This is a genomic window from Pseudomonas sp. 8 R 14, from assembly GCF_900005955.1.
In the GTDB taxonomy this organism is placed as follows: Bacteria; Pseudomonadota; Gammaproteobacteria; order Pseudomonadales; family Pseudomonadaceae; genus Aquipseudomonas; species Aquipseudomonas marginalis.
In genome coordinates this window covers 1-21,575 of record NZ_CVTH01000022.1, presented here as the reverse complement: position 1 = coordinate 21,575, position 21,575 = coordinate 1, and the positions used below count along the sequence as shown (strand labels likewise).

14 protein-coding genes, 4 tRNA genes and 2 rRNA genes are annotated in these 21,575 nt (G+C 54.5%); all 20 read right to left on the bottom strand.

What is annotated here, in order from left to right:
* Positions 1 to 30: 30 nt before the first annotated feature.
* The 20 genes from fusA to BFQ01_RS02350 all read right to left on the bottom strand — a co-directional run bounded on the left by fusA (position 31) and on the right by BFQ01_RS02350 (position 21,386).
* On the bottom strand, positions 31 to 2,136 hold the full coding sequence (gene fusA, locus BFQ01_RS02445) for an elongation factor G (RefSeq protein WP_003210087.1): 2,106 nt from the start codon (positions 2,134 to 2,136) through the stop codon (positions 31 to 33).
* Between the two features lie 30 nt (positions 2,137 to 2,166).
* Positions 2,167 to 2,637, bottom strand: a complete 471-nt coding sequence (gene rpsG / locus BFQ01_RS02440) for a 30S ribosomal protein S7 (RefSeq protein ID WP_002555493.1) — start codon at positions 2,635 to 2,637, stop codon at positions 2,167 to 2,169.
* A 118-nt stretch (positions 2,638 to 2,755) separates the two neighbouring features.
* Positions 2,756 to 3,127 carry a 30S ribosomal protein S12 gene (rpsL, locus tag BFQ01_RS02435; RefSeq protein ID WP_002555494.1) on the bottom strand — a complete coding sequence of 124 codons (372 nt, stop codon included), beginning with the start codon at positions 3,125 to 3,127 and terminating at the stop codon, positions 2,756 to 2,758.
* Positions 3,128 to 3,344: 217 nt separating this feature from the next.
* Positions 3,345 to 7,544 (bottom strand): DNA-directed RNA polymerase subunit beta', encoded by a 4,200-nt coding sequence (gene rpoC / locus BFQ01_RS02430; RefSeq protein WP_065924112.1) that lies wholly within the window; start codon positions 7,542 to 7,544, stop codon positions 3,345 to 3,347.
* 64 nt (positions 7,545 to 7,608) lie between these two features.
* On the bottom strand, positions 7,609 to 11,682 hold the full coding sequence (gene rpoB, locus BFQ01_RS02425; RefSeq protein WP_027605164.1) for a DNA-directed RNA polymerase subunit beta: 4,074 nt from the start codon (positions 11,680 to 11,682) through the stop codon (positions 7,609 to 7,611).
* A 219-nt stretch (positions 11,683 to 11,901) separates the two neighbouring features.
* Entirely contained in the window at positions 11,902 to 12,267 is a 366-nt protein-coding gene (gene rplL / locus BFQ01_RS02420; RefSeq protein ID WP_053138313.1) for a 50S ribosomal protein L7/L12, read from the bottom strand.
* A 78-nt stretch (positions 12,268 to 12,345) separates the two neighbouring features.
* A complete protein-coding gene (rplJ, locus tag BFQ01_RS02415) occupies positions 12,346 to 12,846 on the bottom strand; it encodes a 50S ribosomal protein L10 (RefSeq protein ID WP_003176433.1) in 501 nt (166 codons plus the stop codon).
* Positions 12,847 to 13,045: 199 nt separating this feature from the next.
* Positions 13,046 to 13,741, bottom strand: a complete 696-nt coding sequence (gene rplA, locus BFQ01_RS02410; protein WP_003176434.1) for a 50S ribosomal protein L1 — start codon at positions 13,739 to 13,741, stop codon at positions 13,046 to 13,048.
* Positions 13,741 to 14,172, bottom strand: a complete 432-nt coding sequence (gene rplK / locus BFQ01_RS02405) for a 50S ribosomal protein L11 (RefSeq protein ID WP_003176435.1) — start codon at positions 14,170 to 14,172, stop codon at positions 13,741 to 13,743. The genes rplA and rplK overlap by 1 nt, the downstream gene beginning before the upstream one ends.
* 117 nt (positions 14,173 to 14,289) lie before the next feature.
* Entirely contained in the window at positions 14,290 to 14,823 is a 534-nt protein-coding gene (gene nusG / locus BFQ01_RS02400; protein WP_003176436.1) for a transcription termination/antitermination protein NusG, read from the bottom strand.
* A 9-nt stretch (positions 14,824 to 14,832) separates the two neighbouring features.
* Complete coding sequence (gene secE, locus BFQ01_RS02395; protein WP_027605162.1) at positions 14,833 to 15,201, bottom strand: preprotein translocase subunit SecE; 369 nt, start codon at positions 15,199 to 15,201, stop codon at positions 14,833 to 14,835.
* Between the two features lie 45 nt (positions 15,202 to 15,246).
* A tRNA-Trp gene (locus tag BFQ01_RS02390) sits at positions 15,247 to 15,322 on the bottom strand.
* A gap of 159 nt (positions 15,323 to 15,481) precedes the next feature.
* Positions 15,482 to 15,557 (bottom strand) — tRNA-Thr (locus BFQ01_RS02385).
* Between the two features lie 26 nt (positions 15,558 to 15,583).
* A tRNA-Gly gene (locus BFQ01_RS02380) sits at positions 15,584 to 15,657 on the bottom strand.
* A gap of 23 nt (positions 15,658 to 15,680) precedes the next feature.
* A tRNA-Tyr gene (locus BFQ01_RS02375) sits at positions 15,681 to 15,765 on the bottom strand.
* Positions 15,766 to 15,907: 142 nt separating this feature from the next.
* Complete coding sequence (locus BFQ01_RS02370) at positions 15,908 to 16,354, bottom strand: hypothetical protein (RefSeq protein ID WP_027605161.1); 447 nt, start codon at positions 16,352 to 16,354, stop codon at positions 15,908 to 15,910.
* A gap of 7 nt (positions 16,355 to 16,361) precedes the next feature.
* Positions 16,362 to 17,111, bottom strand: coding sequence for a pantothenate kinase (locus BFQ01_RS02365; RefSeq protein WP_065924111.1), 750 nt, complete (start codon positions 17,109 to 17,111; stop codon positions 16,362 to 16,364).
* Positions 17,101 to 18,060, bottom strand: a complete 960-nt coding sequence (birA, locus tag BFQ01_RS02360; RefSeq protein ID WP_065924110.1) for a bifunctional biotin--[acetyl-CoA-carboxylase] ligase/biotin operon repressor BirA — start codon at positions 18,058 to 18,060, stop codon at positions 17,101 to 17,103. Before birA ends, BFQ01_RS02365 begins: the two co-directional genes overlap by 11 nt.
* 166 nt (positions 18,061 to 18,226) lie before the next feature.
* A 5S ribosomal RNA gene (gene rrf, locus BFQ01_RS02355) occupies positions 18,227 to 18,342 on the bottom strand.
* Between the two features lie 152 nt (positions 18,343 to 18,494).
* Positions 18,495 to 21,386 (bottom strand): 23S ribosomal RNA (locus BFQ01_RS02350).
* Positions 21,387 to 21,575 lie beyond the last annotated feature (189 nt).

Here is a 21,575-nt window from a genome sequence, read left to right as displayed (position 1 = left end):
GACAATTAACTCCTTGCCTAAAGGACTGAATCAGCCTTGTTTTTTGGATACAGTTTCAGCGATGTGCGCCGGAGCTGTGTTGTATTTTTTGAATTCCATAGAGTAGCTTGCGCGACCCTGGGACATGGAGCGAACGTCGGTCGCATAACCGAACATCTCACCCAACGGAACCTCGGCGCGAATCACCTTGCCGGAAACCGTGTCTTCCATACCCAAGATCATGCCGCGACGACGGTTAAGGTCGCCCATGACATCACCCATATAGTCTTCAGGTGTAACAACTTCTACCGCCATGATTGGCTCAAGCAACTCACCACCGCCCTTCTGGGCCAGTTGCTTGGTTGCCATGGAAGCAGCCACCTTAAACGCCATCTCGTTGGAGTCGACGTCGTGGTAAGAACCGTCAAAAACGGTTGCTTTCAGGCCGATCAGCGGATAGCCGGCAACAACACCGTTCTTCATCTGCTCTTCGATACCCTTCTGGATAGCAGGGATGTATTCCTTAGGAACAACACCACCCACTACTTCGTTCACGAATTGCAGACCTTCCTGACCTTCGTCAGCAGGAGCAAAACGGATCCAGCAGTGACCGAACTGACCACGACCGCCGGACTGACGAACGAACTTGCCTTCGATTTCGCAGTTCTTCGTGATGCGCTCACGATAGGAAACCTGAGGCTTACCGATGTTGGCTTCGACGTTGAACTCACGGCGCATCCGGTCAACCAGGATGTCCAGGTGCAACTCGCCCATACCAGAGATGATCGTTTGACCAGTCTCTTCATCAGTTTTGACGCGGAAAGATGGATCTTCCTGAGCAAGCTTGCCCAGAGCGATACCCATTTTTTCCTGGTCATCCTTGGTCTTAGGCTCTACGGCAACCGAAATAACCGGCTCCGGGAAGTCCATGCGAACCAGGATGATTGGCTTGGCAGCGTCGCACAAAGTCTCACCAGTGGTGACGTCCTTCATGCCGATCAAGGCCGCGATGTCACCAGCGCGCACTTCCTTGATCTCTTCACGGGCGTTTGCGTGCATTTGCACCATACGACCCACACGCTCTTTCTTGCCTTTGACCGAGTTGATCACGCCGTCGCCGGAGGCCAACACGCCCGAGTAAACACGGACGAAGGTCAGAGTACCCACGAATGGGTCGGTAGCGATCTTGAACGCCAGAGCCGAGAACGGCTCGCTGTCGTCAGCATGACGCTCCATCTCTTCTTCCTCGTTATCAGGGTTGGTACCCTTGATAGCAGGAATGTCGGTTGGAGCAGGCAGATAGTCGATCACGGCGTCGAGAACCAGGGGAACACCCTTGTTCTTGAAGGAAGAACCGCAAACAGCCAAGACGATCTCACCAGCGATAGTACGCTGACGCAGAGCGGCCTTGATTTCCACGTTGGTGAGCTCTTCACCTTCGAGGTACTTGTTCATCAGCTCTTCGCTGGCTTCGGCGGCAGCCTCAACCATGTTGTTGCGCCACTCGTCAGCCAGTTCCTGCAATTCTGCAGGGATAGGCTTGCGAACAGGAACCATACCTTTGTCAGCGTCATTCCAGTAGACCGCTTCCATGTTGATCAGATCGATCTGACCCTGGAAGTTGTCTTCGGAACCGATTGCCAATTGGATTGGCACCGGAGTATGACCCAGACGCTGCTTGATCTGACCGATCACGCGCAGGAAGTTGGCACCAGCACGGTCCATCTTGTTTACATAAACAAGACGTGGAACGCCGTATTTGTTGGCTTGACGCCATACGGTTTCCGACTGAGGCTCGACACCCGAGGTACCGCAGAACACAACGACAGCGCCGTCGAGTACGCGCAGGGAACGTTCAACTTCAATAGTGAAGTCTACGTGGCCTGGGGTATCGATAACGTTGAAGCGGTGCTCATCTTTGTACTGCTTCTCGGAACCTTTCCAGAAGGCGGTAATAGCAGCAGAAGTAATGGTAATACCACGCTCCTGCTCCTGAACCATCCAGTCTGTGGTCGCGGCGCCATCATGCACCTCGCCCATTTTGTGACTTTTGCCGGTGTAAAACAGTACGCGCTCGGTCGTGGTGGTTTTACCAGCATCCACGTGAGCAACGATACCGATGTTACGGTAGCGGCTAATCGGAGTAGTACGAGCCATAAAGCCCTCGCAAAATTAGTGAAGCTAAGATTAGAAGCGGTAGTGCGAGAAAGCTTTGTTAGCTTCAGCCATACGGTGCACGTCTTCACGCTTCTTAACAGCAGCACCTTTACCTTCAGCAGCGTCCAACAGTTCGCCGGCCAAACGCAGAGCCATAGACTTCTCGCCGCGCTTACGGGCGAAGTCTACCAACCAGCGCATTGCCAGAGCGTTACGACGGGACGGACGAACTTCGACCGGAACCTGGTAAGTAGCACCGCCTACACGGCGCGACTTCACTTCGACCAGCGGAGCGATGGCGTCGAGAGCTTTCTCGAAGATTTCCAGGGGGTCGCTGTTCTTGCGTTCTTTAACCTTTTCCAGCGCGCCATAAACGATACGCTCGGCAACGGCTTTCTTGCCGCTTTCCATCACGTGGTTCATGAACTTGGCCAGAATTTGGCTTCCGTATTTTGGATCGTCAAGCACTTCGCGCTTGGCTGCTACGCGTCTTCTTGGCATGGATAAGCCCTCAAACGGTCTTCAGGTTCGCTCGGAATCGGTGCCCTTTCGGGACGCCTCCGACCTTACTCTTATCGACTCAGAAAATAAGATGATTCAGTTTTACAAAAAGCCGCTACTACTTAGGCTTCTTGGTACCGTACTTCGAACGACCCTGGTTACGACCTTTAACGCCGGAAGTATCCAAGGAGCCGCGTACGGTGTGATAACGAACACCTGGCAAGTCTTTTACACGACCGCCACGGATCAGTACCACGCTGTGCTCTTGCAGGTTGTGGCCTTCACCGCCGATGTACGAGGAAACCTCGAAACCGTTGGTCAGGCGCACACGGCATACTTTACGCAGTGCCGAGTTAGGTTTTTTCGGCGTGGTGGTATACACACGGGTGCATACGCCACGACGTTGCGGGCAGTTCTGCAGCGCAGGCACGTCGGATTTCTCGACGATACGCTTACGCGGCTGACGTACCAGCTGGTTGATAGTTGCCATCTACTAGCTCCACTGTTGTCTTGCGACGCTATTGTCTTGCAAGAAAAGCAAAATGGCAGGAACGAATTCCCGCCAAATTTAGGGGTACAAGAGTCTAAAGAGGATCTTGCCCCCAGTCAAGGCAAGGCCCCGACCTCCCCTCCCGTCGAAGCCGGGCAAATTTGCCTTGATCCGACGAATGGGGGCTGCCAGGGCCCAGACTTATTTACCGCAGAACTCAGTTACCGCTTGAGTTCAGCGCTTCGGTCAGTGCGGCTTCCACTTCACTGGCGCTTACGCGCAACGGCTTGTCAGCATCACGGCGACGCTTACGCTCGCTGTGATAGGCCAAACCGGTACCAGCCGGGATCAGACGACCCACGACCACGTTCTCTTTCAGGCCGCGCAGGTAATCGCGCTTGCCGGTTACCGCTGCTTCGGTCAGTACGCGAGTGGTCTCCTGGAAGGAGGCCGCCGAGATGAACGACTCAGTGGACAACGACGCCTTGGTGATACCCAGCAGTACGCGAGTGAACTTGGAAACGAATTTCTCGTCGCCAGCCAGACGCTCGTTTTCCACCAGCACGTGAGTCAGTTCCATCTGGTCGCCCTTGATGAAACTGGAATCGCCGGATTCAGCGATCTCAACTTTACGCAGCATCTGACGCAGGATGGTCTCGATGTGCTTATCGTTGATCTTCACGCCTTGCAGGCGGTAAACGTCCTGGATCTCGTTAACGATGTACTTGGCCAGCGCACTCACACCCAGCAGACGCAGGATGTCGTGTGGATCGCTCGGGCCGTCGGAGATCACTTCGCCGCGGTTTACCTGTTCGCCTTCGAACACGTTCAGGTGACGCCACTTTGGAATCAGCTCTTCGTACGGATCGGTACCGTCGTTCGGGGTAATAACCAGACGGCGCTTGCCCTTGGTTTCTTTACCGAACGCGATAGTGCCGCTGACTTCAGCCAGAATCGACGCTTCTTTCGGACGACGAGCTTCGAACAAGTCGGCAACACGCGGCAAACCACCGGTGATGTCACGGGTCTTCGAAGTTTCTTGCGGGATACGCGCGATAACATCACCGATCGCGATCTTCGCACCATCCGCTACACCGACCAGGGCGTTGGCTGGCAGGAAGTACTGAGCGATTACGTCAGTGCCTGGCAGCAACAGATCCTTGCCGTTGTCATCGACCATTTTCACGGCAGGACGGATGTCCTTACCGGCAGCTGGACGATCTTTCGCGTCGAGTACTTCAATGTTGGTCATACCGGTCAATTCGTCAGTCTGACGCTTGATCGTGATGCCTTCTTCCATGCCCACGTAGGTCACGGTACCTTTCATTTCGGTAACGATTGGGTGAGTGTGCGGATCCCACTTGGCCACGATTGCGCCAGCGTCGACCTTGTCACCCTCTTTAACCGAAATCACAGCACCGTACGGCAGCTTGTAGCGCTCACGCTCACGACCGTAGTCATCAGCGATTGCCAGCTCACCGGAACGCGACACAGCAACCAGGTGACCATCCACTCGCTCAACGTGCTTCAGGTTGTGCAGGCGGACAGTACCGCCATTCTTCACCTGAACGCTGTCGGCTGCGGAGGTCCGGCTTGCCGCACCACCAATGTGGAACGTACGCATGGTCAGCTGGGTACCCGGCTCACCGATGGACTGGGCAGCAATAACGCCGACCGCTTCACCGATGTTCACCTGGTGACCACGAGCCAAGTCACGGCCGTAGCACTTGGCGCAAATGCCGTAGCGGGTTTCGCAGCTGATCGGCGAGCGAACGATCACTTCGTCGATGCTGTTGAGTTCGATGAACTCGACCCACTTCTCGTCCACCAGAGTGCCGGCAGGAACGATAACTTCCTCGGTACCTGGCTTGAATACGTCACGGGCAATAACACGACCCAGTACGCGCTCACCCAGCGGCTCTACAACGTCACCGCCTTCAATGTGCGGAGTCATCAGCAGGCCGTGCTCGGTGCCGCAGTCGATCTCGGTGACAACCAGATCTTGCGCAACGTCTACCAGACGACGCGTCAGGTAACCGGAGTTAGCGGTTTTCAACGCGGTATCCGCCAGACCTTTCCGAGCACCGTGAGTAGAGATGAAGTACTGGAGTACGCTCAAACCTTCACGGAAGTTCGCAGTAATCGGCGTTTCGATGATGGAGCCGTCCGGCTTGGCCATCAGGCCACGCATACCGGCGAGCTGACGGATCTGCGCAGCAGAACCCCGTGCGCCCGAGTCGGCCATCATGTACATCGAGTTGAAGGACTCTTGGTCAACTTCGTCGCCGTGACGGTCGATGACCTTCTCTTTCGAGAGGTTGGCCATCATCGCCTTGGACACTTCGTCGTTGGCCTTGGACCAAAGGTCGATCACTTTGTTGTACTTCTCGCCCTGTGTTACCAGGCCCGAGGCGTACTGGCTTTCGATCTCTTTCACTTCATCAGTAGCAGCACTGATGATGCGGGCTTTTTCATCAGGAATAACGAAGTCGTTAACACCGATGGAAACGCCGGAAATGGTCGAATAGGCAAAACCGGTGTACATCAACTGGTCAGCGAAGATCACGGTCTCTTTCAGACCAACCACGCGATAGCATTGGTTGATCAGCTTGGAGATCGCCTTTTTCTTCATCGGCAGGTTGACGACGTCGTACGACAGGCCTTTTGGCACAACCTGGTACAACAGCGCACGGCCAACGGTGGTGTCGACAATACGGGTGCCGCTCACGCTGCCGCCATCACGGTCGTTGACAGTTTCGTTGATGCGCACTTTGACCTTGGCGTGCAGTGCGGCTTCGCCGGCACGGAACACCCGGTCAACTTCCTGCAGGTCAGCGAACACACGACCTTCGCCTTTGGCGTTGATCGCCTCACGGGTCATGTAGTACAGACCCAACACAACGTCCTGCGACGGAACGATGATTGGCTCACCGTTGGCTGGCGACAGAATGTTGTTGGTCGACATCATCAACGCACGCGCTTCCAACTGGGCTTCCAGTGTCAGCGGCACGTGCACGGCCATTTGGTCGCCGTCGAAGTCGGCGTTGTACGCAGCACAGACCAGAGGGTGCAGCTGGATAGCCTTACCTTCGATCAGTACCGGTTCAAACGCCTGGATACCCAGACGGTGAAGGGTCGGTGCACGGTTGAGGAGAACCGGGTGTTCGCGAATCACTTCAGCGAGAACGTCCCAAACCTCTGGCAGCTCGCGCTCGACCATTTTCTTGGCCGCTTTGATGGTGGTCGCGAGACCGCGCATTTCCAGCTTGCCGAAGATGAATGGCTTGAACAGCTCAAGTGCCATCTTCTTAGGCAGACCGCACTGGTGCAGACGCAGGGTCGGGCCTACGGTAATTACCGAACGACCAGAGTAGTCAACACGCTTACCGAGCAAGTTCTGACGGAAACGACCTTGCTTACCCTTGATCATGTCAGCCAAGGATTTCAGAGGACGCTTGTTGGAACCGGTGATAGCGCGGCCACGACGACCGTTGTCGAGCAGGGCATCGACAGCTTCCTGCAACATACGCTTTTCGTTGCGCACGATGATGTCCGGAGCAGACAGATCGAGCAGGCGCTTCAAGCGGTTGTTACGGTTGATCACACGGCGGTACAGGTCGTTGAGGTCGGAAGTCGCGAAACGACCACCATCCAACGGCACCAGCGGACGCAGATCCGGCGGCAGAACCGGCAGAACGGTCAGCACCATCCACTCTGGCAGGTTGCCGGAACCCTGGAAGGCTTCCATCAACTTCAGACGCTTGGACAGCTTCTTGATCTTGGTTTCGGAGTTGGTTTGCGGAATCTCTTCGCGCAGACGACCAATCTCGTGCTCCAGGTCGATAGCGTGCAGCAGTTCGCGGACAGCTTCGGCACCCATGCGGGCATCGAAATCATCACCGAACTCTTCCAACGCCTCGAAGTACTGCTCGTCGTTCAGCAGCTGACCTTTTTCAAGGGTAGTCATGCCTGGATCGATAACGACATAGCTCTCGAAGTAGAGAACGCGTTCGATATCACGCAGGGTCATGTCCATCAGCAAGCCGATACGGGACGGCAGCGATTTCAGGAACCAGATGTGGGCAACCGGCGAAGCCAGCTCGATGTGCGCCATGCGCTCACGACGAACCTTGGCCAGTGCAACTTCAACGCCACACTTCTCGCAGATCACACCACGGTGCTTCAAGCGCTTGTACTTACCGCACAGGCACTCGTAATCCTTTACCGGGCCAAAGATCTTGGCGCAGAACAGGCCGTCACGCTCAGGTTTGAACGTACGGTAGTTGATGGTTTCCGGCTTTTTAACTTCACCGAACGACCACGAACGGATCATCTCAGGCGATGCCAATCCAATACGGATGGCGTCGAACTCTTCGACTTGACCCTGGTTTTTCAGCAAATTCAGTAGGTCTTTCAAGGCCTTTCCTCCTGGCGGAGCAGAGAGCGGGCTAAACAGCCCCGCTCTCGATTCGCGTCACGTGTTATTCGGTTTCCAGATCGATATCGATGCCGAGGGAACGAATTTCTTTGATCAACACGTTGAAGGACTCGGGCATGCCCGGCTCCATACGGTGATCGCCATCCACGATGTTTTTGTACATCTTGGTACGACCGTTCACATCGTCCGACTTCACTGTGAGCATTTCTTGCAGAGTGTAAGCGGCACCGTATGCTTCCAGTGCCCAGACCTCCATCTCCCCGAAACGCTGACCACCGAACTGAGCCTTACCACCCAGCGGCTGCTGGGTAACCAGGCTGTACGAACCGGTAGAACGAGCGTGCATCTTGTCGTCTACCAAGTGGTTCAGCTTCAGCATGTACATGTAGCCAACAGTAACCGGACGCTCGAACTTGTTGCCGGTACGGCCGTCGAACAGCTGCATCTGGCCGCTTTCTGGCAGGTCTGCCAGTTTCAGCATGGCCTTGATTTCGCTTTCCTTGGCACCGTCGAACACCGGGGTAGCCATTGGAACGCCACCGCGCAGGTTCTTCGCCAGATCCAGGATTTCCTGGTCGGAGAAGGTATCCAGCTCTTCCTTGCGACCGCCGATCTCGTTGTAGATCTCGTGCAGGAACTTACGCAGGTCAGCAACCTTGCGCTGCTCTTCGATCATACGATTGATCTTCTCGCCCAGACCTTTAGCCGCTAGGCCAAGGTGGGTTTCAAGGATCTGACCAACGTTCATACGCGAAGGTACGCCCAACGGGTTGAGGACGACGTCGACCGGGGTGCCATTGGCATCGTGCGGCATGTCTTCAACCGGCATGATCACGGAGACCACACCTTTGTTACCGTGACGACCGGCCATCTTGTCGCCCGGCTGGATGCGGCGACGGATTGCCAGGTAAACCTTGACGATTTTCAGCACGCCTGGAGCCAGGTCATCGCCCTGCTGCAGTTTGCGCTTCTTGTCTTCGAACTTGTCGTCCAGCAGACGGCGACGATCAACGATATAGGCCTGGGCCTTCTCGAGCTGCTCGTTAAGAGCATCTTCAGCCATGCGCAGTTTGAACCACTGGCCGTGCTCAAGACCGTCGAGGATTTCGTCGGTGATGTCCTGACCTTTCTTCAGACCTGCGCCGCCTTCAGCCTTGTGGCCTACCAGGGCGGAACGCAGACGTTCGAAGGTCGCGCCTTCAACGATACGGAACTCTTCGTTGAGGTCCTTGCGGATCTCGTCGAGCTGGGTCTTCTCGATGGACAGTGCACGAGCATCACGCTCGACGCCGTCACGGGTGAAGACCTGCACGTCGATGACAGTACCCTTGGTACCGGTAGGTACACGCAGGGAGGTGTCTTTAACGTCGCTGGCTTTTTCACCGAAGATGGCACGCAGCAGCTTCTCTTCCGGAGTCAGTTGGGTCTCGCCTTTCGGAGTGACCTTACCAACCAGGATGTCGCCCGCACCCACTTCAGCACCTACGTAAACGATACCGGCTTCGTCCAGCTTGTTCAGTGCAGCTTCACCCACGTTCGGGATGTCTGCAGTGATTTCCTCTGGCCCAAGCTTGGTGTCACGCGCCACACAGGTCAGTTCCTGAATGTGGATCGTGGTGAAGCGATCTTCTTGAACCACACGCTCGGACAGGCAGATGGAGTCTTCGAAGTTGAAGCCGTTCCATGCCATGAACGCGATGCGCATGTTCTGACCCAGAGCCAATTCACCCATATCGGTGGACGGACCGTCAGCCATGATGTCGCTACGCTGAACGCGATCACCCTTGCGCACCAGCGGACGCTGGTTGATGCAAGTGTTCTGGTTCGAGCGGGTGTATTTGGTCAGGTTGTAGATGTCGACACCGGCTTCACCCGTTTCAACTTCGTCATCAGCAACACGAACCACGATACGGCTGGCATCAACGGAATCGATCACGCCACCACGACGAGCCACGACACAAACGCCGGAGTCACGGGCTACGTTACGCTCCATGCCGGTACCTACCAGCGGCTTGTCGGCACGCAGGGTCGGTACAGCTTGACGCTGCATGTTGGAACCCATCAACGCACGGTTGGCGTCATCGTGTTCCAGGAACGGGATCAGCGACGCTGCGACCGAAACTACCTGCTTCGGCGATACGTCCATCAAGGTGACGTCTTCCGGCGCCTTGACGGTGAACTCGTTCAGGTGACGAACAGCCACCAGCTCGTCGATCAGGACCTTCTTGTCGTTCATCGTGGCCGAAGCCTGAGCGATCACGTGATCAGCTTCTTCGATAGCGGACAGGAACACGATCTCGTCGGTGACCAGGGCGTCTTTCACCACACGGTACGGGCTCTCAAGGAAGCCGTACTGGTTGGTGCGCGCATAGGCGGCCAGGGAGTTGATCAGACCGATGTTCGGGCCTTCCGGCGTTTCGATTGGGCATACACGACCGTAGTGAGTCGGGTGTACGTCACGCACTTCAAAGCCAGCACGCTCACGGGTCAGACCGCCCGGGCCCAGTGCGGAAACACGGCGCTTGTGGGTGATCTCGGAAAGCGGGTTGTTCTGGTCCATGAACTGCGAGAGCTGGCTGGAACCGAAGAACTCTTTCACCGCCGCAGCCACTGGCTTGGCGTTGATCAGGTCTTGCGGCATCAGGCCTTCGCTTTCAGCCATCGACAGACGCTCTTTGACCGCACGCTCAACACGCACCAGGCCAACGCGGAACTGGTTCTCGGCCATTTCGCCTACGCAGCGAACACGACGGTTACCCAGGTGGTCGATGTCATCGACGATGCCTTTGCCGTTACGGATGTCGACCAGAGTCTTCAAGACCGCAACGATGTCTTCCTTGCACAGCACACCCGAACCTTCGATCTCGGTGCGACCGATACGACGGTTGAACTTCATCCGGCCGACCGCAGACAGGTCGTAGCGCTCAGGGCTGAAGAACAGGTTGTTGAACAGGGTTTCTGCGGCGTCTTTGGTTGGTGGCTCGCCAGGACGCATCATGCGATAGATTTCTACCAGCGCTTCCAATTGGTTGCTGGTGGAGTCGATCTTCAGGGTGTCGGAGACGAACGGACCACAGTCGATATCGTTGGTGTACAGGGTCTCGATGCGAACAACCTGCGCCTTGGCAATTTTGGCCAGGATCTCGGTGTTCAGCTCGGTGTTGCACTCAGCCAGGATTTCGCCTGTAGCCGGGTGAACGATGACCTTCGCGGTAGTACGGCCCAGGACATAGTCCAGGGGAACTTCCAGCTCTTTGATACCCGCTTTTTCGATCTGGTTGATGTGGCGCGCAGTGATACGACGGCCAGCCTCAACGATGACTTTGCCCTTTTCATCCTGAATGTCCAGGACAGCAATTTCACCACGCAGACGCGAAGCGATCAGCTCCAGCTTGAGGGTTTCATCCTTCAGGCTGAATACGTTGGTGGTGTAGAACGCATCCAGGACTTGCTCAGTGGTGTAACCGAGCGCGCGCAGCAGTACCGAGGCCGGCAGCTTGCGACGACGGTCGATACGCACGAACACGCAGTCTTTCGGATCGAACTCGAAGTCCAACCACGAACCGCGGTACGGAATGATCCGCGCGGAGTACAGGAGCTTGCCGGAGCTGTGCGTCTTGCCGCGGTCGTGATCGAAGAACACGCCCGGGGAACGGTGCAGCTGGGAAACGATAACACGCTCGGTACCATTGATAACGAAGGTACCGTTCTCAGTCATCAATGGGATTTCGCCCATGTAGACTTCTTGCTCTTTGATGTCCTTGATCGCTTTGTTCGACGACTCTTTGTCGAAAATGATCAGACGGACTTTTACCCGCAAAGGTACGGCGTACGTAACACCGCGCAACACGCATTCTTTGACATCAAATGCCGGTTCGCCCAGGCGATAACCGACGTACTCCAGCGCAGCATTGCCGGAGTAGCTGATGATCGGGAAAACGGATTTGAAGGCCGCATGCAGGCCCACGTCGCGGAACTGATCTTTGGTCGCTCCCGCCTGCAAGAATTCACGATACGAATCCAGCTGGATAGCCAGAAGGTACGGGACATCCATGACGTCCGGCAACTTGCTAAAGTCCTTGCGGATACGTTTTTTCTCAGTATATGAGTAAGCCATCAGCGTTCCCCAGCTTGGTCACCTGCTTGTTTGGCCCTCCCGACGGGAGCAGCCAGAAAATCTTGCAAACCCCATGGTTTGCACCACCGCATCGGGTGGCTACAGCACGTTAATGGCGGCGACCGAGTCGACAGCCAAGAACGGAAAAAGGCCGGTGGCAAGAGCCACCAGCCATCAGCCTTCAGCTTAACGCTTGGGCTGGAGACGCAAGGTCGATGCTTACTTCAGCTCGACTTTAGCGCCTGCTTCTTCCAGAGTTGCTTTAGCTTTGTCGCCTGCGTCTTTGGTCACTGCTTCCAGAACCATAGCAGGAGCGCCGTCAACTACAGCCTTGGCTTCTTTCAGGCCCAGGCCGGTCAGTTCACGTACTGCCTTGATGACGTTAACTTTCTTCTCGCCAGCTTCCAGCAGCATGACGTTGAATTCGGTTTGCTCTTCAACAACGGCAGCAGCAGCAGCTGGGCCAGCGGAAGCAGCGGCAGCGGAAACGCCGAATTTTTCTTCGAAAGCTTTGATCAGCTCAACAACCTGCAGAACCGACATTTCAGCTACGGCGTTGAGGATATCGTCTTGGGAGATAGACATTGCTGTATTTCCTGAATTGGGGGACGGCCTAAGCGGCCATCGAAATAAACAAAAATACGCGAGAGAAGTTGCTCAGCCTTAGGCTGCGGCAGCTTCTTTTTGCTCGCGAACTGCAGCCAGAGTACGAGCCAGCTTGCTGGTAGCGCCTTGAATCACGCTCATCAGCTGCGAAATGGCTTCGTTACGGGTCGGCAGTGTTGCCAGTACGTCGATTTGGTTAGCTGCGAGGAACTTGCCCTCGAACGCAGCTGCCTTGATCTCGAACTTATCCTGACTCTTAGCGAACTCTTTGAACAAACGGGCAGCAGCGCCTGGATGATCCTTGGAGAACGCAATCAGAGTCGGGCCGGTGAACACGTCATTGAGGACACTGTATTCAGTGTCAGCAACAGCGCGCTTGAGCAGGGTGTTACGTACAACACGTACGTACACGCCAGCTTCACGAGCCTCTTTACGGAGTCCGGTCATAGCGCCTACTGTCACACCACGGGCATCAGCCACGACAGCGGACAGAGCAGCTTTGGCAGCCTCGTTGACTTCAGCGACGATGGCCTTCTTGTCTTCGAGATTAATTGCCACGGGTTTAACTCCTGCTTGTTACCGTTTCATCTGGCCGGAGCCGGATGTCGTTTTGGTGTCTGATTCGGTAAGGAACCGGGAGCACCATCTGCGTAGGCTTGTTGGTTTAAGACTTGCGTCGCCTACGGTCTTGGATAGCCCCCGCCAGGCAGGGACCCCAATCTTTCAATTGGCGCAATCGCTTACGCCAATTTGCGTCTTATACGTCCAGCGAGCCTTGGTCGATGACCAGACCTGGGCCCATGGTGGTGCTCAGGGTAACGCGCTTGACGTAGATACCTTTCGAGGAAGCTGGCTTGATACGCTTCAGATCGGCGATCAGGGCTTCAACGTTTTCCTTCAGCTTGACGGCGTCGAAGCCGACCTTGCCAACGGAGGTGTGAATGATGCCGTTTTTGTCGGTACGATAACGAACCTGACCAGCCTTGGCGTTTTTAACCGCGGTAGCTACGTCTGGCGTTACGGTGCCGACCTTAGGGTTAGGCATCAGGCCACGTGGACCCAGGATCTGACCCAATTGACCCACAACACGCATTGCGTCCGGGGAAGCAATAACTACGTCGTAGTTCAGGTCGCCGCCTTTCATTTCGGCAGCCAGGTCGTCCATACCAACGCGGTCAGCGCCGGCGGCCAGAGCAGCTTCAGCTGCAGGGCCTTGAGTAAAGACAGCTACACGAACAGTCTTACCAGTACCGTGTGGCAGCACAGTAGCGCTACGAACGACCTGGTCAGATTTACGTGGGTCTACACCCAGGTTTACAGCAACGTCAACGGACTCGCTGAACTTGACAGTCGACAGCTCGGTCAGCAGAGCAGCAGCGTCTACAAAATTGTAGGACTTGCCCGCTTCGATTTTGCCGGCGATAGCCTTTTGGCGCTTGGTCAGCTTAGCCATTACACACCCTCCACGTTAAGGCCCATGCTACGAGCAGAACCGGCGATGGTACGCACGGCTGCATCCATATCAGCTGCAGTCAGATCCGCGTTTTTGGTTTTCGCGATTTCTTCCAGCTGAGCACGAGTTACGGTGCCAACCTTAACGGTGTTAGGACGAGCGGAACCGCTAGTCAGACCAGCAGCCTTCTTCAGCAAAACCGAAGCCGGGGTCGACTTGGTTTCGAAAGTGAAGCTACGGTCGCTGTATACAGTGATGATCACTGGAGTCGGCAGACCTGGCTCAAGACCCTGAGTACGGGCGTTGAAAGCCTTGCAGAATTCCATGATGTTCACGCCATGCTGACCCAGGGCTGGACCAACAGGTGGGCTTGGGTTGGCCTGAGCGGCCTTCACTTGCAGCTTGATGTAAGCGGTAATCTTCTTGGCCATGAGGCACTCCAATTACGGGTTCAAGCGCCTCGAAAGGCTCCCCGGTTACTTGCGCGTTTATCCCAGTGACGACAAAACCCCACAGCCTAAGGCTGCGGGGTTGGGATGCTTACTCAGCTAGACCTTCTCGACCTGGCTGAATTCCAACTCTACCGGAGTAGAGCGACCGAAAATGAGCACCGCGACCTGGATCCGGCTCTTTTCGTAGTTAACCTCTTCGACAGTCCCGTTGAAATCAGCAAACGGACCATCCGTAACACGAACAACCTCACCCGGCTCGAACAACGTCTTCGGCTTGGGCTTGTCGCTACCGTCGGCGACACGACGCAGAATTGCTTCTGCCTCTTTGTCAGTGATCGGAGCAGGCTTATCAGCAGTACCGCCGATGAAGCCCATAACACGAGGAGTGTCCTTGACCAAGTGCCAAGTACCCTCATTCATGTCCATCTGCACCAGCACGTAGCCAGGAAAGAACTTGCGCTCACTCTTGCGCTTCTGACCATTCCGCATTTCAACCACTTCTTCAGTGGGAACCAGAATTTCGCCGAAGCCATCTTCCATGCCTGCCAGCTTTACGCGCTCCAGCAAAGAGCGCATAACATGCTTCTCGTAACCCGAGTAAGCATGCACAACGTACCAACGCTTAGCCACGGGACACCCTTAGCCAACAATCAAGGAAACAAGCCAGCCGAGCAGGGAATCAAGACCCCACAACAGCAACGCCATAACCAGAACAACAGCCACAACAATCAACGTGGTCTGCGTGGTTTCTTGGCGAGTTGGCCAAACGACTTTACGAATTTCGGTGCGAGCTTCCTTCACCAGGACCGCGAAAGACTTGCCTTTGGCAGTCTGCAGGCCTACAAAGGCAGCTACAGCAGCAAGGGCGAGCAAAACGAGAACGCGGTACAGGATCGGCGAAGCAGAATAGTACTGGTTGCCAACAACGCCCACGACCACCAAAGCGACCACAGCGAGCCACTTGACGAGATCGAAACGAGAGCTTTGAGCTTCAGCCTTAGGAGTCATCTATGAAGATCCTGTGAAAAGAAAGCCAGACACACCATGCGAATCTGGCAGGTCAGGAGGGAATCGAACCCCCAACCTACGGTTTTGGAGACCGTCGCTCTGCCAATTGAGCTACTGACCTAAAACAAAATCAGGCCGACCATTATGCAGACCCGAAAAAGACTTTACAACAACCAACCCCCAAAGACTTGAAATCACTCAACAACAAGCAATCTAAACACCATCAAGCCGAGCCAGCCGTTAAAACAAAGGCAGATATTTTCATATCTGCCTTGTTATATGGAGCTCTTGAGCGGATTTGAACCGCTGACCTCACCCTTACCAAGGGTGTGCTCTACCAACTGAGCTACAAGAGCGAAACACAATGCACAACCTGCAAACTTGGAGCGGGTAGCGGGAATCGAACCCGCATCATCAGCTTGGAAGGCTGAGGTTCTACCACTAAACTATACCCGCGGAGCTTGCAGCTCACGCTAAAATGGTGGAGGGGGAAGGATTCGAACCTTCGAAGTCGTAGACGTCAGATTTACAGTCTGATCCCTTTGGCCGCTCGGGAACCCCTCCTAAGCGAGCCGGCATTCTACATCACGCCGGCCTTCTGTCAAGCATTTTCTCATTAAAAATATGAGGTTAGCTGCATTGACCTTCGCTTCGCACCTTAGACCTTAAAGGTCTTCACTGCGAAGCGGGCGCCATTCTATGCAAACTATTCGAGAGTTGCAATGCCTTCGCACAGCATTATTTTATGTTTTAACTCATTGAATTCCTTAGCAAGGTTTTCAAAGGGTAGGTCGTCAGCCAGGCGTCGGCTTTCCGGGGCAACTCGAAGCCAGTAACCTTGCGCATCAGGAGCACTCAGCAGCTGTACCTTAACCTTTATATCCAGGCTAGTGAGGCGCTGCTCAAGGAATTGCGCCTGTCGCTGGTCGGCAAAGCCACCAATGTATAAGCAAGTATTTTGCGCATCAGATGCCTTAGCCCGATCCTTGCGCACCACAGCGTCGGAAGACTCGCTCAGCAGGCGAATATCCTGCTGCGTATTCCGATAGAGGCTCAGAGGGGTCACGTCTTTAGCACGCAACGGCGCCTCTTGCTGATGCCATATGTAGTAGAAGGCGTTCAGGATCAATAAAAGCAAAAACAGCCAACGCATAAACACCTCAAGATAAAGGGCACGCCATTGCCAGACCTACGAAAATCAAATCAGGAACGAGTCGAGCCTGAGGCACGGCATCCCTCACCAAATCAGCATCGCCACCCGTCAGGAATACAGTGAAGTTATCACCCCAATAACTTCGGGCCAGCTCAAGCTGGGTCAGCACAAACCCTCTGAGCATCAACGTACAGCCACGCTCTACAGCCTCTACGGTCGTATGCCCTGGCGATAGACGCTCCAAGGCTCTTTCAGCAGCTGCATCGTCGTAACGTATCTTGCGCGTATGCGTGCGCAGCTGATTACGCATGAGGGGCATACCAGGACAGATGAAGCCACCTAAATGCTCACCATCGCCAGCAACAAAATCTGCAGTAGCAGCCGTACCGAAATCAAGCACCAGGCATGCGCCCGACGCCAATTTGAAGCCGCCCAGCATTGCTAACCAGCGATCAAGGCCAAGACGCTCGAAATCTTCGTAACCGTTGCGCACCCCAGCCATTTCTCGCGCAGAAACAGCGCAGGAAACCGCAACGCCAAAGGCCTCCACCAGCGCCTCAACCAGATTTTTTGTTTCGTCCAGAGCACGAACACTCACCAACCGGCAATGTGTCAATAACACACCAGGCAGCACTGACAGGCTTTCAATCAATGCAACATCCGAACTAGCGACACCTTCTGCAGATGCCGTCGCCCGATCCGAATCAAGTACGCGCCACTTGATGAAGCTATTCCCACAGTCGAGCTCAAGAATCATCACGCAACCTCAGGCTTAACTCACCACCACTGTATGTTTTCTCAACACCACCGACACTTAAACGTAATGCCCCCTGACCGTCGATACCCAGCACCACCCCATCGACACGGTTGGCACCCGCTATGAGTGACACTGCCTTTCCCTGCCAGGCATGACCTTTTTCCCACTCATCCCGAAGCGATGAAAAACCTTGCGCCCTGTGTCGATCCAAGTAGCTTTGCAACTGCAAGCACAGGCGTGCCACCAGAGAGTTACGATCAACTGGAGACCCCGTCTCCAACTGCACTGACGTCCATTGCTGATCAACCTCTTCAGCCTTCTGCATATTCACGTTAATACCGATGCCGAGGACAACGTGGCAAATATCCGCAGGATCCCCTACGAGCTCCAGTAAAATCCCGGCAATCTTCTTCTGCCCCACCAGGACGTCGTTTGGCCACTTCAGAGCCGCCCCCCGCACTCCAGACTCACGCAGCGCCTGCATTACCGCCAAGCCAACCACAAGGCTCAGGCCTTCCAGCTGTCGCGGACCATTCTCGATACGCAATAAGAGGCTGTAATACACATTCTGAGCGAATGGGCTGACCCACTTTCGACCACGTCGCCCTCTTCCCGCCGTTTGCTGCTCCGCAAGCACCAGGTACGGCGTCGCACGCTCAACCTCAACAAGGCGCAGAGCCTCGGCATTTGTCGAGTCGATGGAGTCGTAGATATGGATAGGCCACGCGAGGGAAGACGTATGCAGTGCAATCTGCTCGGAACTCAAGAAAACCAGCGGCGAAGCTAATTGATATCCCCTCCCACGAACCTTGTGGACCGGCAGATTCAATTCGGCCTCAAGATGCTGGAGCTGCTTCCAGACTGCACTGCGACTAACGCCCAGGGCTGCGCCAAGTGCTTCTCCGGAATGGAATCGGCCATCTTTTAGAAGTTCTAACAACGTCAGCATGCAAGTATCGCCTCACAATGAGGCACGCATGATAGCCATGCGCAGGGTCATTGCATAGAAAGGCCGGACTTTAGCATTGAAGACCCTCCCGAGGCGCCTCTTCGCACTTTCCGACCGCCCAAAACAAAACCCCATCTGCTCTCGCAAATGGGGTTTCGGAATTTAATCTTGACGATGACCTACTCTCACATGGGGAAACCCCACACTACCATCGGCGATGCATCGTTTCACTGCTGAGTTCGGGATGGGATCAGGTGGTTCCAATGCTCTATGGTCGTCAAGAAATTCGGGTACTGAGTCGTGGCCAGCTGGCCTCGCTTCAGCAAATTGGGTATGTGACAGCTGTCGGTGTTTTGTGAAATCTCGAACTTTCGGTTCATTGCGTCTTCACACACCGCAATCTGGCCTTTCGACGCAAATTGCTTGGGTGTTATATGGTCAAGCCTCACGGGCAATTAGTATTGGTTAGCTCAACGCCTCACAGCGCTTACACACCCAACCTATCAACGTCGTAGTCTTCGACGGCCCTTCAGGGGACTCAAGGTCCCAGTGAGATCTCATCTTGAGGCTAGTTTCCCGCTTAGATGCTTTCAGCGGTTATCTATTCCGAACATAGCTACCCGGCAATGCCACTGGCGTGACAACCGGAACACCAGAGGTTCGTCCACTCCGGTCCTCTCGTACTAGGAGCAGCCCCTCTCAAATCTCAAACGTCCACGGCAGATAGGGACCGAACTGTCTCACGACGTTCTAAACCCAGCTCGCGTACCACTTTAAATGGCGAACAGCCATACCCTTGGGACCGGCTTCAGCCCCAGGATGTGATGAGCCGACATCGAGGTGCCAAACACCGCCGTCGATATGAACTCTTGGGCGGTATCAGCCTGTTATCCCCGGAGTACCTTTTATCCGTTGAGCGATGGCCCTTCCATACAGAACCACCGGATCACTAAGACCTACTTTCGTACCTGCTCGACGTGTCTGTCTCGCAGTCAAGCGCGCTTTTGCCTTTATACTCTACGACCGATTTCCGACCGGTCTGAGCGCACCTTCGTACTCCTCCGTTACTCTTTAGGAGGAGACCGCCCCAGTCAAACTACCCACCATACACTGTCCTCGATCCGGATAACGGACCTGAGTTAGAACCTCAAAGTTGCCAGGGTGGTATTTCAAGGTTGGCTCCACGCAGACTGGCGTCCACGCTTCAAAGCCTCCCACCTATCCTACACAAGCAAATTCAAAGTCCAGTGCAAAGCTATAGTAAAGGTTCACGGGGTCTTTCCGTCTAGCCGCGGATACACTGCATCTTCACAGCGATTTCAATTTCACTGAGTCTCGGGTGGAGACAGCGCCGCCATCGTTACGCCATTCGTGCAGGTCGGAACTTACCCGACAAGGAATTTCGCTACCTTAGGACCGTTATAGTTACGGCCGCCGTTTACCGGGGCTTCGATCAAGAGCTTCGCGTTAGCTAACCCCATCAATTAACCTTCCGGCACCGGGCAGGCGTCACACCCTATACGTCCACTTTCGTGTTTGCAGAGTGCTGTGTTTTTAATAAACAGTCGCAGCGGCCTGGTATCTTCGACCGGCATGAGCTTACGGAGCAAGTCCTTCACCCTCACCGGCGCACCTTCTCCCGAAGTTACGGTGCCATTTTGCCTAGTTCCTTCACCCGAGTTCTCTCAAGCGCCTTGGTATTCTCTACCCAACCACCTGTGTCGGTTTGGGGTACGGTTCCTGGTTACCTGAAGCTTAGAAGCTTTTCTTGGAAGCATGGCATCAACCACTTCGTTAACTAAAAGTTAACTCGTCATCAGCTCTCGGCCTTAGAATCCCGGATTTACCTAAGATTCCAGCCTACCACCTTAAACTTGGACAACCAACGCCAAGCTGGCCTAGCCTTCTCCGTCCCTCCATCGCAATAACCAGAAGTACAGGAATATTAACCTGTTTTCCATCGACTACGCTTTTCAGCCTCGCCTTAGGGACCGACTAACCCTGCGTCGATTAACGTTGCGCAGGAAACCTTGGTCTTTCGGCGTGGGTGTTTTTCACACCCATTATCGTTACTCATGTCAGCATTCGCACTTCTGATACCTCCAGCAAGCTTCTCAACTCACCTTCACAGGCTTACAGAACGCTCCTCTACCGCATCACTTACGTGATACCCGTAGCTTCGGTGTATGGTTTGAGCCCCGTTACATCTTCCGCGCAGGCCGACTCGACTAGTGAGCTATTACGCTTTCTTTAAAGGGTGGCTGCTTCTAAGCCAACCTCCTAGCTGTCTAAGCCTTCCCACATCGTTTCCCACTTAACCATAACTTTGGGACCTTAGCTGACGGTCTGGGTTGTTTCCCTTTTCACGACGGACGTTAGCACCCGCCGTGTGTCTCCCATGCTCGGCACTTGTAGGTATTCGGAGTTTGCATCGGTTTGGTAAGTCGGGATGACCCCCTAGCCGAAACAGTGCTCTACCCCCTACAGTGATACATGAGGCGCTACCTAAATAGCTTTCGAGGAGAACCAGCTATCTCCGAGCTTGATTAGCCTTTCACTCCGATCCACAGGTCATCCGCTAACTTTTCAACGGTAGTCGGTTCGGTCCTCCAGTTAGTGTTACCCAACCTTCAACCTGCCCATGGATAGATCGCCCGGTTTCGGGTCTATTCCCAGCGACTAGACGCCCTATTAAGACTCGCTTTCGCTACGCCTCCCCTATTCGGTTAAGCTCGCCACTGAAAATAAGTCGCTGACCCATTATACAAAAGGTACGCAGTCACCCAACAAAGTGGGCTCCCACTGCTTGTACGCATACGGTTTCAGGATCTATTTCACTCCCCTCTCCGGGGTTCTTTTCGCCTTTCCCTCACGGTACTAGTTCACTATCGGTCAGTCAGTAGTATTTAGCCTTGGAGGATGGTCCCCCCATATTCAGACAAAGTTTCTCGTGCTCCGTCCTACTCGATTTCATGACTAAGAGATTTTCGCGTACAGGGCTATCACCCACTATGGCCGCACTTTCCAGAGCGTTCCGCTAATCTCAAAGCCACTTAAGGGCTAGTCCCCGTTCGCTCGCCACTACTAAGGGAATCTCGGTTGATTTCTTTTCCTCAGGGTACTTAGATGTTTCAGTTCCCCTGGTTCGCCTCTTGCACCTATGTATTCAGTACAAGATAACCATCTTATGATGGCTGGGTTCCCCCATTCAGACATCTCCGGATCAAAGTCTGTTTGCCGACTCCCCGAAGCTTTTCGCAGGCTACCACGTCTTTCATCGCCTCTGACTGCCAAGGCATCCACCGTATGCGCTTCTTCACTTGACCATATAACCCCAAGCAATCTGGTTATACTATGAAGACGACATTCGCCGAAAATTCGATCATACTCAATTAAGAGCCACTCACAAATTTTACCTTAGCCTGAGCCGTTACCAGTGAAAGTAACGTTCAGTCTATCTTTCTATCACATACCCAAATTTTTAAAGAACGATCTAATCAAAGACTAGAAATCAA